This window comes from Bacillus cereus, from assembly GCF_002564555.1.
Lineage (GTDB): Bacteria > Bacillota > Bacilli > Bacillales > Bacillaceae_G > Bacillus_A > Bacillus_A cereus_K.
Window position 1 is genome coordinate 73,454 of record NZ_NUVD01000015.1, and the last position, 16,210, is coordinate 89,663.

Sequence of the window (16,210 nt, forward strand, 5' to 3'; positions counted from 1 at the left end):
ATTTATAGATGATGTACTAAAGGAGCGTATTACTCATGCTAGAACAAGGATTAGATTATGTTGTAAAACTGGCTAAGAGCAAAAAACAAATGCTAGATAAAAACCCAATGCAATATTTCATTCGTGCTGCACTTGCTGGTATTTATATCGGTTTTATTATTGTACTATGTTTTAAATTAGGTAACTTTTTTCACATTGCAGATTCACCAGCAACCTATTTAGCTGAGTCCATGTTTTTCGGAATTGCTCTCGTACTTATTATATATGGCGGGGCTGAATTGTTTACTGGCAATACAATGTACTTTACAGTGGCAACTTTAAGAAAAGAAACAACTATTTCTGATACACTTCGCAACTGGGTTGCTTGTTATGCAGGTAACTTAGCTGGCGCTTTATTCTTTGCCTTACTATTTTACGCAACTGGCATTTTCGGAGCAATCGATCACAGTCATTTAATGAATACAGTCGTTGCAGGAAAAATGAACACACCTACAATGCAATTATTCTTTAAAGCGATTTTATGTAACTGGCTTGTCTGTCTTGCTTGCTTCTTACCATCTCAAGTAAAAGGTGATACAGCAAAAATAATGATGATAATGATGCTTGTTTTCACATTCTTCTTATCTGGTTACGAGCATAGCATCGCAAACTTATCATTGTTTGCCTTATCTTTAGTATCACCACATCCTGATACAATTACTTTCGCGGGCGCTATTCATAACTTAATTCCAGTTACAATTGGTAACATTATTGGCGGGTCCGTATTTGTAGGTATGGTTTATCATTACTTAACAAAGAAAGCACCTGATGCGAAAGAAGAAGAAACTGAAATTGCAGCAGCTCAAAAAGAAGAGATTATCCCTTTACAAGCACATATGAAACATTAAAAACTCCAAAGTTTTACTTTGGAGTTTTTAGCTCCCCACATATTTCACAATAATATGGGCTTCAATTTCCCCTTGTTCTTTCCCTCTTTCTATCCTTTGTCTCATCTTATGCATACCAATGACATCATTTGTATGAAAGTGAATTTCCTTAACGTATAATCCCTCTTCACAAAAAGCATCTACGAAATCAAGCCCGTTGCTTTGCCGCCATCCCATATTAAAATCAAGGGAAAGAATAGTCACCTCACAATCCCTAACGATTTGTATTGCAGATTCTACTGTAGTCGCCAATACATATCCGAACGGACAACTTCTTTGATCATCCATATACACATTCATTTTCTAATTCTCCTCTATTTTGAATACACAACTAATACATAACATATTGCTCCAAAACTAATAAAAGGTCCAAACGGAATGGGCTTTCTTGTCTCTATACGTTTTAATACGATACCCACCCCGAAAAAGCAAAGACTAAAACAAGAAGCTAATAATAAAATCATAAAAATCCCTTTCACTCCCACTATAAACCCTAGTAACGAAAGTAATTTTACATCTCCTCCGCCAAGACCCTCTGGATATATCTTTTGCATGCAATATAACAAAATGAATATAATTCCACTACCAACTATACTGTCTATCCAAGTAACTAACGGCACAAAAATACATTCTATAGTAAGCAACAAAGCAAACCAAATTAAAATGCGATTCGGAATTAACATATATATGTAATCTGTAACTGAGATAATAAGAAGTAGCGAAAAAAGCGATAAAATGATGGTAAGCTCTCGTTCCATTCCAATCATATATACGGTGAGAAGAAATATACTCCCTGTTATCAATTCAAATACTACGTACATAATCGGTATTTTCTCCTTACAATTCGTACAGCGCCCTCTTTGTATACAAAATGAAATGACTGGAATCAGTTCTTTTGGCTTTAGCACACACTTACAATAATGACAATGCGAACGCGGTATAATAATAGATTCACCTATAGGAACTCTCATTGCGATTACCATAAAAAATGAACCAAACACCATACCTACTAACAGTGCATATAAATAAGTGAACATCCCTTCCTCTCCTTTCCAAAAGAACATAACAAAAAAAGGAGAGAACTTCTACTTCATATTATCCTTTATTCTACTAAAAAAGCAGGCCGTTTTCCGGCCTGCTTCCCCTTTTTTATACGATGAAATATACTGCTTTTAATGGTCCGTGTACTCCGACAACAAGATTCATTTCAATATCAGCCGAGTTACTTGGTCCTGTAATAAAGTTAATACAAGATGCCACTGCTTCACCATTTTCTACACGTGAGTTCATATCCTGAACTGCTTGCGTAATACGAGGCACAAGTGTTTCACGTGGAATAATAGCAAAGTATACAGTCGGTAAGAAATGTAAAGAACGTCCTTGCCCTTTATGACTTTGTACAACAATTGTACCGGATTCAGCTAGTGTATAATCACTAAATGCAATACCGATATTCGCTTTTTCAGCTAAATGCATATTTTCTTCTTTTCTTTCTGGATCCCATACGTTTACTTCAATATCATGCTTTGGAAGTTCTTCTTTAAATAAAGATGTTAAACCGTATGCATCAAAACGCTCATCTGCTGATAATAAAATAGGTCCGCCGCCGTTTTCCATAATTACTTTTTGTATATCTTCACGTAAACAGTCATTTGTCGTTTCGACTACAGTTGTATGAATGTTTGTGCATTGCTTTTTAAATACTTCTAATAATTCTTCTTGTGAATAATCTTTTAACGTTTCTATATTCACATTACTTTTCCATTCTGGACGCTCAACACCTTCTGTCTTACGCTCTCGCCCAAGTTCTTTTGCGATATTGTCTAGAAAGGCATCACGGTTTTGAATTAATCCTGCCATTATTTATCGCCGCCTTTCTTATGATCTTTATACCAATCACGGAATCGTTCTTTACTTGGAGCTGGGAATTCACGAATGTCCGTCCAGTTTTTAAGTGGCCCAACACCTTTTGATACACGATTACCAGATGTAAATGGACTCATTGCTGCTGGAGCCATTTTTGATCCCATTTTATATAAAGCTGCTGAAGATGCGCCCATACTAAACATTTTCATCGCTAGTTTCTCTGCTAGCGGCGCACGTCCTTCTTGCTCAACAATGACTTGGCGATGTTTTAATAATAAATCATGTAACGGAATCTTTACTGGACAAGCTTCTGTACAAGCTCCACATAAACTCGATGCATAAGGAAGCTCTTTGTAATCGTCATATCCACCTAGAAGTGGTGTTAATACCGCACCAATTGGTCCTGAATAAATAGAACCATATGAATGCCCACCAACGTGACGATATACAGGGCATACGTTAACACAAGCAGCACAACGAATACATTGCAATACTGAACGGAATTCCGATCCAAGAATTTGAGAGCGGCCATTATCAATAACAACTAAATGGAACTCTTCTGGTCCGTCAACTTCCTCTTCTTGAATAGGTCCTGCTACCGTTACATAGCTCGTTAACTTTTGACCTACCGCACTACGACATAATAAACCAACTAAAACATCTAATTCTTCCATTGTCGGAACCATACGTTCCATACCCATTACTGCAATTTGTGTTTTCGGAATTGACATGACAAGATCGGCATTACCTTCATTCGTTACTAAACAAAGAGAACCCGTATTTGCAACAGCAAAGTTACAACCTGTTACACCAATTTCTGCATCCATAAATTTCTCACGAAGTTGTTTACGAACAAACTTTGTCATTTCATATGGATCATCAGAATTTTCATATCCAAGCTTTTCTTTAAACACATCGCGAATTTGCGTTCTATTTTTATGAAGTGCAGGCGCAATAATATGTGAAGGTGGATCGTTATCTACTTGCAAGATATACTCTCCTAAGTCACTTTCTAACACTTCACAGCCAATTTCTTCAAGTGCATGGTTCATACTAATTTCTTCTGTTACCATCGACTTTGATTTCACTACTTTTTTTGCTTGTTTCTTTTTCGCAACGTCTTGAATGTACTTTGCTGCTTCCTCTTTCGTTTTCGCAAAGTAAACATGTCCGCCTCTTTTTGATACATTTTCACTTAACTGCATTAAGTAATAATCAAGATTTTCTAACGTATGTTGACGAATTTGTTCACCTAGTTCACGCCACTCTTCCCAGTTTCCTAATTCGTCCGCTGCTTTTAAGCGATTCGTATATAAACGCGTTTGTGCAGAAGATACTGCTCCGCGCATAAACGAATCTTGAATTCCATCGCCAACGCGATCATTAAATTTTTTCTCACTGATTTTCATAGACATAGCTTATGTTCCCCCTTCATGAGCGACTATTCAGTACCTCAGCAATATGCATCACTTTTACTTCTTTTCCTAAACGCTCAATACGTCCGCCAATGTTTAACAAACACCCACAATCTGCACCGATTAAATAATCAGCACCTGTTTCCATTACACTATCTACTTTTTCATCTACCATTTGCTCAGAAATAGGTGTCATCTTAACTGAAAACGTTCCCCCAAATCCGCAACAATTTTGCACGTTTGGTAGTTCTCTTACAGTTAATCCTTTTACATTTGATAATAAAATCCCTGGTGCTTCTTTTACTCCAAGCAGACGTGTCATATGACAAGATTTATGAATAGTAGCTATCCCAGGTAAGCTTGCACCAACGTCTGTAACTTTTAAAACATCTACAATAAATTGTGTAAATTCATATGTTTTATCAGCCACTTTTTGTGCACGTTTAGCCCATTTTGGATCATCTTTAAAAACATGTGGATACTCGTGAAACATTGTCGCACAAGAACCAGATGGCGTAACGATATATTCCGCATCTTCGAAAGTTTCAATCATATGTTTCATCGCTTCTTTTGCTGCTTCTACATGGCCGCTATTATAAGCAGGCTGACCACAACAAACTTGTGCTTCTGGAAATTCAATTTCACAACCTAAACGCTCCAATACTTCAACTGTTGCTTTACCGACGTTTGTTTCAAACATATCGACTAAACAAGTAACAAATAAAGTAACTTTCATAACTATAATTCCCCCTTATTACAACTTCGCCAACAATCATATGGTCATCAGATGACTAAGACTAGAAGAAGTAGGCTCAACCATGACCTACCCTCTCCCTCTTCAAAAGAAAACGTTTACTTAATCTCTCTCTATTTTATCAGAAAATTAAAATTTTAAAAGATTAAATTACGAATTTATATCGTTTTTACCTGTGACAATATGTTCTACATTTGTTAAATGATCTAGCATTGCTTGCTGTGCTAATTCTACATCTTGCTTTAACACCGCATCATATATAACTTGATGCTCTTCTATAAGTCGTTCTGATGTTGTTTGTTCACCATATAAAATAATGCGTCTTGATTCACCAATTGTTTCAGCAATCATCTCTGAAACGTGATTCATGAGCTCAAGTAAGATGTTATTATGCGAAGATTGTGCAATTCCCATATGGAACTGAAAGTCTGCTTTTTCGCCAGCCTTTTCATCTCCAATGCTCTTTGCCATTTCATCTAACCAATGCTTCATATTTTGCAAATTATCATCCGTACGTTTTGCCGCCGCTGCTCGAACTGCCCCCACTTCAAGCACCTTCCGTACTTCTAATAAATTCAAAATATCCTCTTTCTTCATTAATAACCTATTATTTAATGATTTTGTTAATGAAGAAGAGTCGAAATTCTTTACATATGTACCTTCTCCTTGTTTCATTTCAATTAAGCCCATCGCTCTTAACGCGCTTAGTGCTTCACGAACCGCAGATCTACCAACTTGAAACTGCTCTGCTAATTGATGAACAGGAAGTAGCTTGTCACCAGGTTTTAACGTACCATTTTTAATCATTGTTAAAATAGCTTCAGATACTTCTTCGTAAATTTTTTTTGGTTTAATAGATTTGTACTCCAGTTAAATCACCTCAGTATCTTTCAAACAACAATTGTAACGTTTTATAAGAACTTAGCATCCATAACCATTTTAGAACGAATTAGTAAGAAGTACAAATGTTTTGTTCATAAAATAGTTGGATTTTCCGATATTTGTTACATATTAATTCATATCTTTACGCAGAACTCTTTATCTTTAATATAAAGAGCATATCCTCAAAATTAGAATATGCTCTCCTCATCTTGTACTTTTAATTTAATACCAATCGTTGTCCCTTTACCCTTTTCACTTTCTATTTTCCACTCGCCATCATGTATATGAACAATCTGCCTTACAATCGCAAGTCCTAAACCTGTTCCACCATGCTGACGACTTCTCGCTTTATCAACTCGGTAAAAACGCTCACCAAGATTCTCTAAATGTTCTGTATCAATACCGATTCCCGTGTCTTTTATTTTTAATTCACAATAATCACCGTTCTGTTCTAGCGTTATTATGATATCCCCGTGTTCATTCGTATACCGTATCGCATTATCTAACACGTTATGAAGAACTTGTTGCATACGATCTTCATCAATCATTACAATAACTTCAGGATTTAAATTCGTTGAAATACGAATTTTCTTTTCTATAAACTTAATTTCATACGTATCTAATACATCTTCAATAAGCTGGGAAAAAACGATAGGTTGCTTCTTTAGAGGAAAATGTTCACCTTCTAATTGCGCTAAATCTAACAAATCATGAACGAGACGTTGCATTCGGTCTGCTTCTTTATGAATAAGCTGGGTTACTTTTTCCTGCTGTGGTCCCTTGGCTACACCGTCTAAAATAGCTTCACTATACCCTTTAATATAACTAAGTGGTGTTCTAAGTTCATGCGAAACATTAGCTAAAAATTCCTTACGCTTTACATCTTCTGTTTCTAAAGAATTCGCCATTTTATTAAAAGCTTTTCCCAATCGTCCAATTTCATCTTCTGAAGAAATTGTAATTCGCTCTGAGAAATCTCCTGTAGCCAGATGATTTGCAACTCGTTCCATTTGCGAAAGCGGCCTTGTAATAGCAATAATAATTTTTCTACCAATCCATATTGTAATTAAAATCATAGCAAGTGCTAACGGCGCTAAAATAAGACCCATATCAAATATTAAATCTTTTATACTTTTTAAAGGAATATAAGAGTATACAATACCAACTAATTTTTTATTATCTAAAACAGGAATGACAACACCCATAATATTACGATCAAAATGTTCTTCATACCCTATCTTTGTCACAGTTTTCCCATCTAATAGCGACTGTCTATCCCCTTCACTTATAAGAGAATGATGGTGAACATCGAAAGGCAAACATGCGCTTAAATCACGCGGATTGTACACGAACAGAACATCCGAACTAGATATTTGATCGTATGCCCTTACTTTCTCTTCAAAAGTAGATACTCCTTCATATTTATCATATTGCGCGGCAAGACGCTTCCCTTCCATTACTAATGAATCTTTTAAATTATCAACGTATAACTTTTCATACGAGTATAAAGATACGAAATAAAGAAAGGACACTGTTACACAGACTGCACATACTACTGTAAGCCAAAGCTTTTGTACCATCGTAAACATATGTTACACCTCAAATTTATAGCCTACACCCCAAACGGTTTGAATGTAGTTTCCACTTTCCCCAAGCTTTAAACGCATCGTTTTCACATGCGTATCTACTGTTCTTGTACTTCCTGCATAATCATATCCCCATACCTTTTCAAGTAATTGCTCCCGGCTAAAGACTTGTCCATTATGTTGACAAAGGAAATATAGTAAATCAAACTCTTTAACCGTAAGTGATACTACTTGTCCATCCGTCTCAATTCGTCTACTTTTTTCATTAATAAGAATCGGGCCAAATTGAATCTCCTCTTGCTGTTCTTGCTTTGTATAACGTCTTAGTACAGCTTCCATACGAGCAATTAGTTCCCCGGGACTAAACGGCTTTACAATATAATCATCTGCTCCCATACGTAAGCCGTTCACCCTATTCCACTCTTCACCTTTTGCTGTTAAAAATATAATCGGTACATCCGACGTTTTTCGAATCTCTTTACATACTGAAAGACCATCCATCTCTGGCATCATAATATCTAGTACAACGAAATCATAATGATCCGTCTCTAATTTTCGAAGTGCTTCTTTTCCATTTTCAGCTTCTCCCCACTCATATCCAAAGTTATCTAAGTACATTCCAACAAGTTGCCTCATATCACTTTCATCATCTACAACTAGCACTTTATATTTACTCATTACCCTTCCCCTTCTCTCTCTATGAGTTGAAACGGTCCTTTTCCGACTTTAATTGTTTGTTTTATTTTCAAATTCTCCATATCGATAACGCACACTTCATCACTATCATAACTTGCTACGTATCCTTCTGCTCCGCTTTTCAAAAATGCAAATGGATTGGATCCTACTTCTACAGAAGCTACCTCTTTATACGTACTAACATCAAACTTTCTAAGCGTATTCGAACCGTGACTTAATGCATAGACATACTTATTATCCTTCGTTATGTTCACAGGCATAAACGGAGCGTGTAAAGAACGTACCATTTCGCCGCTCTGTAAAGAATACACTAAAACTTTCTCATTCACTTGATTTCCATCACCATGTCCGCCAATCCATATTTCTTTCCCATCCGGACTAATCGTTGCTCCTGTTGATGCTGGTGGAATCATAAAGGATTGGATAACCTCTTTTTTCTTTGTATCAATTGTCGTTAGTTTCGTATCATAAAAGTTTAGTACAGATAACTGATTATGTTGCTCTACCATCGTTATCGGTCCTTTTCCTGTTGAAACACTCCCTGTCTCTTTCCCTTCTATCGTAAAGAACCTTACCTTTTGAGCATTTTGATCGGCAGCAAATAATTGCTTTTTATCTTCTGATACGACCACATTTACAATGCCTTTTCCAGTCTTATATTTTTCCACTTGCCTTCCTTCTACTAGTGAATATACATACATGTATTCTAGCTGCTTGCCGTATACAAGTATGTCCTCCCCATTTGGAAGTAGTGCAATTCCTGCCATCGGTTCATTTAATTCCCATGTCGTGATTAATTTTTTAGTTTTTTTATCAATAAAACTAATACTACCTTCTTTTATATTCGTTGTTATAATAACACTTTTATCTTTAGCAATCGGTGTATATGTACTTCCTTGACACCCTACTAATAGAAATAAAAAACAGAGAAGAAAAACATACTTTCTCAAAAGATTCCCTCCATATTCGGATGATTTCGTTATAATTGTAAAATAACAAATAAATGTGTGGAAAGTGTGAAATCTTCCTTTCTTATTTAACTTACATATATAATGTACAACAAATAGAATTTGAGGTGTGCCAATTATGCTTTTTCCTGATTTAGCGAATAAAATTGTACGGGAAGTACGCAGACTAATTACAGAAAATATTATTATCATTAATATACAAGGCGTTATTATCGCAAGTACAGATGCAAAAAGAATCGGTCAATTTCATGAAGGTGCACTCCGCTGTGCGAAACAAAAGAAAACCGTCATAATTACAAAAGAAGATGAAAGGCGACTAGAAGGTGTAAAAGCCGGGATGAATCTTCCTTTACTCTTTCATGACGAAGTAATTGGTGTTATTGGAATTACAGGAGAACCTGAAAACATTTCACAATACGGAGAAATATTACGTAAGATGACCGAACTACTAATTCATGAAAACTACTTTTTAGAACAACTAGAACTTGAGCAACGTTCTTATGAAGCATTCGTCTTTGATTGGCTTCAAAATACAGACTGGTCTCCAAGTTTTCTCGATCGTGCAAAAACGCTTGGCGTTGATTTATATAAGAAGAAACAACTTATTTTATTCTCTATCGATCAAAATGATACGATGCTCCAGCGTAAGATTTGGCAACATATTCGCAATCTATTAACAAAGGAACATCTATTTGTTCGGTGGGGAAATGATCGATTTATTTTATTTTCAGCGATGAGCTCCAAAGAGCAAACTTACCAATTTTTAAAACGATTAAAACATGACTGTGAAACTTTATTTTCTATTCCCTTATATATCGGGATTGGACAAACCGTTACGCCAAGCAATATGAACATATCATACGAACAAGCATTACGCGCTCTTTCTGTATCACTTGAAACGAAAAAAATTGTATTTAATGAAGATTTACGTTTAGAAATGTGCTTACAAGATATTTCTACTGAAACGCGGGAACAGTTTCTAGAGCGTACCATTGAAAACTTAGTATCATCTTCTGAGCTTATGCACACTTTACGTTTATTTATTGATTGTAACCAATCTTATAAGCAAACAGCTGAGCAATTACATATACATATTAATACATTGCATTACAGGCTAAAAAAGATTGAGGAACATACAGGACTTGATCCAAAACAATTCAAAGATTTAAACGTTTTATACTTCGCACTCCTTTTATTAGATAATCATACAAAAAAGAACGATAAAACAGATTAATCTTTAGATGATTACACATAGAAAGAATCCCCCGATTTTTTTATCATTATAACGAAAGCACTGTTACAACGTTTTTTAATATGACGAAACACGTTAACAGTTTGAGGGGGATTTCCAATGTTAGAAAAGCAAATTATTGATTCATTCGTATCCATTGTTGGCGAAGATAATGTAGATACATCCAATATGGGGCGTTTAACGTATAGTTATGATGCCACTCCAAACTTCCAAGCAATGCCTGATGCAGTCATTGCTCCTCGTAATACAAATGAAGTAGCTGAAGTGTTAAAAGTATGTAACACTCACAAAATCCCTGTGTATGTTCGCGGGTCTGGAACAAATCTTTGCGCAGGAACATGTCCACTTGAAGGCGGTATCGTCCTTATTTTCCGCCATATGAACAACATTTTAGAAATTGATGAAGAAAATTTAACAATTACTGTACAAGCTGGCGTCATTACACTTGATATTATTAAAGCGGTAGAAGAAAAAGAGTTATTTTATCCGCCAGATCCAAGCTCGATGAAGATTTCTACAATCGGTGGAAATATTAATGAGAACTCAGGTGGATTACGCGGGTTAAAATATGGCGTAACACGTGATTATGTAATGGGACTTGAACTTGTCTTACCAAATGGTGATATTATCCGTACGGGCGGTAAATTAGCGAAAGATGTAGCTGGTTATGATTTAACTCGTCTATTTATCGGTTCTGAAGGAACACTTGGTGTAGTAACGGAAGCAATATTAAAACTTGTTCCTATGCCTGAAACGAAAAAAACGATGCTTGCGCTCTATGAAGATATTAATGAAGCTGCCCGTGCGGTTTCTTCTATTATTGCAAATAAAATCATTCCAGCGACACTTGAGTTTCTAGACCAACCGACAATTGAAGTTGTAGAAGAGTTTGCACAAATTGGTTTACCAACTGACGTAAAGGCGATTTTATTAATCGAACAAGATGGCCCGCCTGAGGTAGTCAATCGAGATATTGAAAACATGGCTAACGTTTGCCGCTCTATGAATGCAGTTGATGTTCGTGTTGCAAAAGATGAAGCGGAAGCAGATGCCCTTCGTACTGCTCGCCGTAGTGCACTATCAGCACTTGCAAGATTAAAACCTACTACAATATTAGAAGACGCGACCGTACCACGTTCACAAATCGCTCCGATGGTTGAAGCAATTAATGCGATTGCAAAAAAATATAATATTCCTATTTGTACGTTTGGACATGCTGGTGATGGTAACTTACATCCAACTTGTATGACAGATGCTCGCAATGAAGAAGAAATGCACCGAGCTGAACAAGCTTTTGCTGAAATATTTGCGAAAGCAATTGAACTGGGCGGCACGATTACTGGTGAACATGGTGTTGGTGCGATGAAAGCTCCTTACTTAGAATTAAAATTAGGAAAAGAAGGTATTGCAGCTATGCAAGGTATAAAGCAAGCTTTCGATCCAAACAACATTATGAATCCAGGCAAAATGTTTGCGAACGACTCACGTAAAAGAGTGGTGGTTGAACGATGACCACATTAAATAAAGAAAACATTCAAAAGGAATTTAAAGAACGATTAAGTGAAGATGAACTACTAAACTGTATGCGATGCGGTTTTTGTTTACCTACTTGTCCTACTTACATTCAATCTGGACATAAAGAGTCACACTCACCACGCGGACGTATCGCATTAATGAAAGCTGTCGTTGATGGATTAATCGAACCAGATGAAGATGTTGAAAATACATTAAACGTTTGCCTTGGCTGCCGTGCTTGTGAACCTGTTTGTCCATCTGGCGTGAATTATGGACATTTATTAGAGGAAGCTCGTGATATTATTAATCAAAATAAAAAATTCTCAATGCCAGTGAGAGCTGTTCGTAAAGTCGTTTTTGAAGGGCTATTCCCGCATCAAAATCGAATGAGAACTTTAACAGGGCTAATCGGATTTTATCAACGTTCTGGTTTACAAACGCTAACACATAAAACAGGAATTATGAAACTATTTCCTGACACACTTGCAACGATGGATCTCGTTTTACCAAAAGTCCCTAAAATGAAAGCAATGAAAGATCGTCCTACATTTTTACCTGCTGAAAATACAAAGAAGAAACAAGTTGCATTCTTCACAGGCTGCTTAATGGATACGATGTTTTTAGAAACAAATAACGCAACGATGAAACTTCTTCAGCTTGCTGGTTGTGATATCGTTATTCCAAAAACACAAAGTTGCTGCGGGGCACTACATGGGCATGCTGGTGAGAAGAGTGGTGCAAAAGAATTAGCAAAACGAAATATAAAAGCATTCGAAGATTTAAACATCGACTATATTATTACGAATGCAGGTGGTTGCGGAGCTTACCTCGTAGACTATGATTATCTTTTAAAAGATGATCCTAAGTGGGCTGAACGTGCAAAGCAGTTCGTTTCTAAAATTAAAGATATTACTGCTATACTAGTAGAATTAGATTTCCATAAACGAACTGACTTACGACTCACGCCGCAAATTATTACGTATCAAGACTCCTGTCATTTACGCAACGTTATGCGAACATCTTCTGAACCTCGTATGTTACTAGAAGCCATTCAAGGGGCAACATACCGTGAAATGAAAGATGCGGACCGTTGTTGTGGTTCTGCTGGTATTTACAATATTGTTCATTCAGAGTTATCTATGGAATTTCTAGATTATAAGATGGATCGTGTACATGAAACAGACGCAGCAACGATTGTTACTGCAAATCCAGGTTGTCTATTGCAAATGAAATTAGGTATTGAACGGGAAGGTCTTTCTCATAAAATGAGAGGAATTCACATTGTAGATTTATTATTAGAAGCAATTGAAACCAACTCGTAATAACTCGTAACATACGTAATAATAAGAAAACGGCTATCTCCCTCGTCTATGTAAAGAGATAGCCGCTTTTTTGTCCGCTACAACATTAAAAATATGTTACTTTATTATAAAAAAGAACAACAGAAACATTACAGTTTTGTAAAAATCAATCCATTATATTCCTCAGAAAAACGCTCAAACCATTGATACAATAGGATTCTTCATTTTCTATTTAGGTAACTTTATCCAAAATAAACCTCTTAAAACTAAGTATAAAAATGCTGAAAATTCCTTTTATACTCTACGTTTCTCTTATTTCTTCCCTTTTCTCCACTTAGGATAAATTAGGTAAATTTAAAGTCTATGAATTTTTTTCCATCCTTTTTCTCGCAAATTGTATGCTACGATGAATTTGTCAGTCAGACAGGCTGTCAAAAACAAATCGTGTGAAAACAAATTAAAACTTTATATAGGGGGACACACATCATGAAAAAGCGTGTTTTATTATCTGTAGCTGCTGCAACAGCTCTTACTCTAGGAGTAACTTCTTTAGATGCACAAGCTGCAACAGTACAACCATCTAACATAAAGGTTCAAAATATTCAGCATTCAAAAGTGATGATGAAGCAAATGAGCCAACAAGAATTACAAGCATTCTTACAATCTATGGGAGTTGAGTCATTAGCACAATGGCAACAAGGAAACTTCCAACCAAATTGCTTCATTCCTGATCAACAACCTACTGAAAATGTTGTAACTGAGCAACCAACAGCTAAGCCAGAAACTCAAAAGCCTGCTGAACAAAAACCTGCTGAACAAAAGCCTGCTGAAGAAGTTCAAAAACCAGAAGCTCAAAAACCAGCTGAAAACAACACTGCTCAAAACGAAACACAAAAACCTGCTGAGCAAAAGCCTGCTGAAGAAGCAAAATCTTTAAGCGAGTTCGAGCAACGTGTTGTTGAATTAACAAACGCTGAGCGTGCAAAACAAGGCTTACCAGCACTACAAATCGATACTGAATTAAGCAAAGTAGCACGTATTAAATCTGAAGATATGCAAAAAAATAACTACTTTGATCATAATAGCCCTACATACGGGTCTCCGTTTGACATGATGAAGAAATTCGGTATTTCTTATACATCTGCAGGTGAAAACATCGCTCAAGGTCAACGTACACCTGAAGAAGTAGTACAAGCTTGGATGAACAGCGCTGGACACCGTGCAAACATCTTAAATAACAGCTTCACTCACATCGGTGTTGGCTATGTAGAAAGCGGCAACTACTGGACACAACAATTTATTACAAAATAAATAGAATAAGAGAGTCTTCTCATGATGAGAAGACTCTCTTTAAGTTTCGTAACTCTCTATTATGTATGAATATAAAATGTAGAACATAAACAAAATAGATCCACAGCTTATGACACTAAGTAATACATAATATCCCCACTTCAAGTTCAAAAACAATGAAAACAGTATACCACATGCCATCACTTGAAAAATCCGCCTACTCACTAAACGAATTTTTTGTAATTTAATTGGATCTTTTTCTTTACCCTTTATCCTTTTAAACTCTTTACTAAGCACAAAAAGAAACATACTAATCCCGATTGTTAGTCCTGTCTGAAAAGATATAAAACTTTCAAAGTTAATAAGGAGAATAAGCATATGAATAAACAACATAAATAACGTAATCGTCTTTATAAATCCGCTTATAATGAAATGCTCTCCTTCATTAAACTTATATATATTATGTGAAATAATATACACGAATCCACGTAAAAAAATAATAAGGCAAGGAATAAATGCGACAACAACTTGTTTACTCATAAATTCGTTCGGCTCACCATTTACGTTCCAATGTACCGCCAAACGTTCTGGTAAATACGGATAGAGGCATAGAGTAAATAAAAGACAAGCGAAAAATATTCCTAGTATATATTTATATTTGACCAAGTGATTCTCACCTCTCTTTTCTCTTAACGGCTTCGCTTCTTTTAGAGAAATTCCTGCAAAAATCTACTTTTCTCAAATTAAAACTTACTCTTTACACATTTTCTCTTTGAAATTCTTTCATTGTATTGTTTAATTTTGTAGGAAACGGTACCTCAACTTCGATCTCTTCTTTCGTAATTGGATGCAAGAAATTAATTTTCATTGCGTGTAACGCTTGGCTAGACATATATTTTGTTTGTCCACCATATAATACATCCCCAACTAGTGGATTACCATTATAGCTCATATGAACACGAATTTGATGCGTTCTACCTGTTTCTAATTGCAACGTTACAAAGGTTGTATTTTGCTTTTTAAAATACTTTTCTACTTTATAGTACGTGATAGCTTCATCACCCTTAGGGGAAACACGACGTCTCGTAGCATGATGTCGGTCCCTTCCAATAGCCACATCAATTGTACCTTTCTTCTTTTTTACTTTTCCTTCAACAAGCGCTGCATACGTTCTTTTTATTTTTCGTTCCATTAATAAACGATCCATAATCGCACCAGCAATTCTATGCTTAGCAAACACGACACCACCTGTCGTATCTTTATCTAAGCGATGTATATGACGAACCTTCGTCTCTATACCTTGCATTTGAAAATGAAACGCAACGAGATTTGCAAGTGTTCCCGTTCCACCTTTTTCAGAAGGATGCGTATCCATTTGCTCTGGTTTATTTACGATGAGTACATGATCATCTTCAAACACTACATGTAATTCACCATATTCTGGCTCTACACCGTACTCTTCCTCAATAAACATATGAACTTGTAACTTATCTCCTTCTTTTAAAAGTTCATGCCATCTTCTCTGTTCACCGTTAACAGTAACACCCTTATCCATGCGAAGCTGATGTAATAACTTTTTCGGCAGTTCCCATTCTACTTTTAATACTGATTCAATACTTATACCATTCCATTTAGCTGGAACTGTGATTTCACACCATTCGCCCTTTTTCTTTGTTTCCATACTGTTATCACCTTATTTCTATTGATTCTCTCATTGTAACGGAAAACACCCTTTGATGCACCGTCAAAAATAGAGGGC

At 36.0% G+C, this 16,210-nt stretch carries 16 protein-coding genes; 5 read left to right on the forward strand and 11 right to left on the reverse strand.

Annotation, left to right across the window (positions count from 1 at the left end):
* Nucleotides 1-35 precede the first annotated feature (35 nt).
* Nucleotides 36-887: a formate/nitrite transporter family protein gene (locus COI75_RS07365; protein ID WP_000893040.1), complete on the forward strand. Its 852-nt coding sequence runs from the start codon at nucleotides 36-38 to the stop codon at nucleotides 885-887.
* Nucleotides 888-914: 27 nt separating this feature from the next.
* Here COI75_RS07365 and COI75_RS07370 read toward each other — a convergent pair whose 3' ends face one another.
* The 9 genes from COI75_RS07370 to COI75_RS07410 all read right to left on the reverse strand — a co-directional run bounded on the left by COI75_RS07370 (nucleotide 915) and on the right by COI75_RS07410 (nucleotide 9,075).
* The gene (locus COI75_RS07370) at nucleotides 915-1,226 is read right to left on the reverse strand and encodes a cyclic-phosphate processing receiver domain-containing protein (protein ID WP_001103757.1); all 312 of its coding nucleotides are present in this window, start codon (nucleotides 1,224-1,226) and stop codon (nucleotides 915-917) included.
* A 14-nt stretch (nucleotides 1,227-1,240) separates the two neighbouring features.
* A complete protein-coding gene (locus COI75_RS07375; protein WP_141530789.1) occupies nucleotides 1,241-1,990 on the reverse strand; it encodes a prepilin peptidase in 750 nt (249 codons plus the stop codon).
* Nucleotides 1,991-2,075: 85 nt separating this feature from the next.
* Nucleotides 2,076-2,786, reverse strand: a complete 711-nt coding sequence (locus COI75_RS07380; protein ID WP_000907754.1) for a LutC/YkgG family protein — start codon at nucleotides 2,784-2,786, stop codon at nucleotides 2,076-2,078.
* Nucleotides 2,786-4,207: a LutB/LldF family L-lactate oxidation iron-sulfur protein gene (locus COI75_RS07385; protein ID WP_098448268.1), complete on the reverse strand. Its 1,422-nt coding sequence runs from the start codon at nucleotides 4,205-4,207 to the stop codon at nucleotides 2,786-2,788. The genes COI75_RS07380 and COI75_RS07385 overlap by 1 nt, the downstream gene beginning before the upstream one ends.
* 16 nt (nucleotides 4,208-4,223) lie before the next feature.
* Complete coding sequence (locus COI75_RS07390) at nucleotides 4,224-4,943, reverse strand: (Fe-S)-binding protein (RefSeq protein WP_000869145.1); 720 nt, start codon at nucleotides 4,941-4,943, stop codon at nucleotides 4,224-4,226.
* 168 nt (nucleotides 4,944-5,111) lie between these two features.
* Entirely contained in the window at nucleotides 5,112-5,801 is a 690-nt protein-coding gene (locus tag COI75_RS07395) for a FadR/GntR family transcriptional regulator (RefSeq protein WP_255265670.1), read from the reverse strand.
* A gap of 230 nt (nucleotides 5,802-6,031) precedes the next feature.
* Nucleotides 6,032-7,432 carry a sensor histidine kinase gene (locus COI75_RS07400; RefSeq protein ID WP_000494802.1) on the reverse strand — a complete coding sequence of 467 codons (1,401 nt, stop codon included), beginning with the start codon at nucleotides 7,430-7,432 and terminating at the stop codon, nucleotides 6,032-6,034.
* Between the two features lie 3 nt (nucleotides 7,433-7,435).
* Nucleotides 7,436-8,107, reverse strand: a complete 672-nt coding sequence (locus COI75_RS07405) for a response regulator transcription factor (protein ID WP_000049756.1) — start codon at nucleotides 8,105-8,107, stop codon at nucleotides 7,436-7,438.
* Nucleotides 8,107-9,075: a YncE family protein gene (locus COI75_RS07410; protein ID WP_001234172.1), complete on the reverse strand. Its 969-nt coding sequence runs from the start codon at nucleotides 9,073-9,075 to the stop codon at nucleotides 8,107-8,109. The genes COI75_RS07405 and COI75_RS07410 overlap by 1 nt, the downstream gene beginning before the upstream one ends.
* Nucleotides 9,076-9,211: 136 nt before the next feature.
* Here COI75_RS07410 and COI75_RS07415 point away from each other — a divergent pair, with 136 nt between their 5' ends.
* From COI75_RS07415 to COI75_RS07430, 4 genes are all read left to right on the forward strand, one after another.
* Entirely contained in the window at nucleotides 9,212-10,327 is a 1,116-nt protein-coding gene (locus tag COI75_RS07415; RefSeq protein ID WP_000898651.1) for a CdaR family transcriptional regulator, read from the forward strand.
* Nucleotides 10,328-10,444: 117 nt separating this feature from the next.
* Entirely contained in the window at nucleotides 10,445-11,857 is a 1,413-nt protein-coding gene (glcD, locus tag COI75_RS07420) for a glycolate oxidase subunit GlcD (protein ID WP_000890739.1), read from the forward strand.
* Nucleotides 11,854-13,182, forward strand: coding sequence for a (Fe-S)-binding protein (locus tag COI75_RS07425; RefSeq protein WP_000209609.1), 1,329 nt, complete (start codon nucleotides 11,854-11,856; stop codon nucleotides 13,180-13,182). Before glcD ends, COI75_RS07425 begins: the two co-directional genes overlap by 4 nt.
* A 465-nt stretch (nucleotides 13,183-13,647) precedes the next feature.
* Complete coding sequence (locus COI75_RS07430) at nucleotides 13,648-14,472, forward strand: CAP domain-containing protein (protein WP_000747608.1); 825 nt, start codon at nucleotides 13,648-13,650, stop codon at nucleotides 14,470-14,472.
* 39 nt (nucleotides 14,473-14,511) lie between these two features.
* Here the strand turns inward: COI75_RS07430 and COI75_RS07435 are convergent, their stop codons facing one another.
* Both COI75_RS07435 and COI75_RS07440 read right to left on the reverse strand, forming a co-directional pair.
* A complete protein-coding gene (locus COI75_RS07435; protein ID WP_000241830.1) occupies nucleotides 14,512-15,117 on the reverse strand; it encodes a DUF1648 domain-containing protein in 606 nt (201 codons plus the stop codon).
* A gap of 91 nt (nucleotides 15,118-15,208) precedes the next feature.
* Nucleotides 15,209-16,132: an RluA family pseudouridine synthase gene (locus COI75_RS07440; protein WP_000448356.1), complete on the reverse strand. Its 924-nt coding sequence runs from the start codon at nucleotides 16,130-16,132 to the stop codon at nucleotides 15,209-15,211.
* Between the last annotated feature and the right edge of the window lie 78 nt (nucleotides 16,133-16,210).

Coding starts and splice junctions, on each gene's coding strand:
- COI75_RS07365 (WP_000893040.1), top strand. CDS start 36: ATGCTAGAACAAGGATTAGATTATGTTGTAAAACTGGCTAAGAGCAAA.
- COI75_RS07370 (WP_001103757.1), bottom strand. CDS start 1,226: ATGAATGTGTATATGGATGATCAAAGAAGTTGTCCGTTCGGATATGTA.
- COI75_RS07375 (WP_141530789.1), bottom strand. CDS start 1,990: ATGTTCTTTTGGAAAGGAGAGGAAGGGATGTTCACTTATTTATATGCA.
- COI75_RS07380 (WP_000907754.1), bottom strand. CDS start 2,786: ATGGCAGGATTAATTCAAAACCGTGATGCCTTTCTAGACAATATCGCA.
- COI75_RS07385 (WP_098448268.1), bottom strand. CDS start 4,207: ATGTCTATGAAAATCAGTGAGAAAAAATTTAATGATCGCGTTGGCGAT.
- COI75_RS07390 (WP_000869145.1), bottom strand. CDS start 4,943: ATGAAAGTTACTTTATTTGTTACTTGTTTAGTCGATATGTTTGAAACA.
- COI75_RS07400 (WP_000494802.1), bottom strand. CDS start 7,432: ATGTTTACGATGGTACAAAAGCTTTGGCTTACAGTAGTATGTGCAGTC.
- COI75_RS07405 (WP_000049756.1), bottom strand. CDS start 8,107: ATGAGTAAATATAAAGTGCTAGTTGTAGATGATGAAAGTGATATGAGG.
- COI75_RS07415 (WP_000898651.1), top strand. CDS start 9,212: ATGCTTTTTCCTGATTTAGCGAATAAAATTGTACGGGAAGTACGCAGA.
- glcD (WP_000890739.1), top strand. CDS start 10,445: ATGTTAGAAAAGCAAATTATTGATTCATTCGTATCCATTGTTGGCGAA.
- COI75_RS07425 (WP_000209609.1), top strand. CDS start 11,854: ATGACCACATTAAATAAAGAAAACATTCAAAAGGAATTTAAAGAACGA.
- COI75_RS07430 (WP_000747608.1), top strand. CDS start 13,648: ATGAAAAAGCGTGTTTTATTATCTGTAGCTGCTGCAACAGCTCTTACT.
- COI75_RS07440 (WP_000448356.1), bottom strand. CDS start 16,132: ATGGAAACAAAGAAAAAGGGCGAATGGTGTGAAATCACAGTTCCAGCT.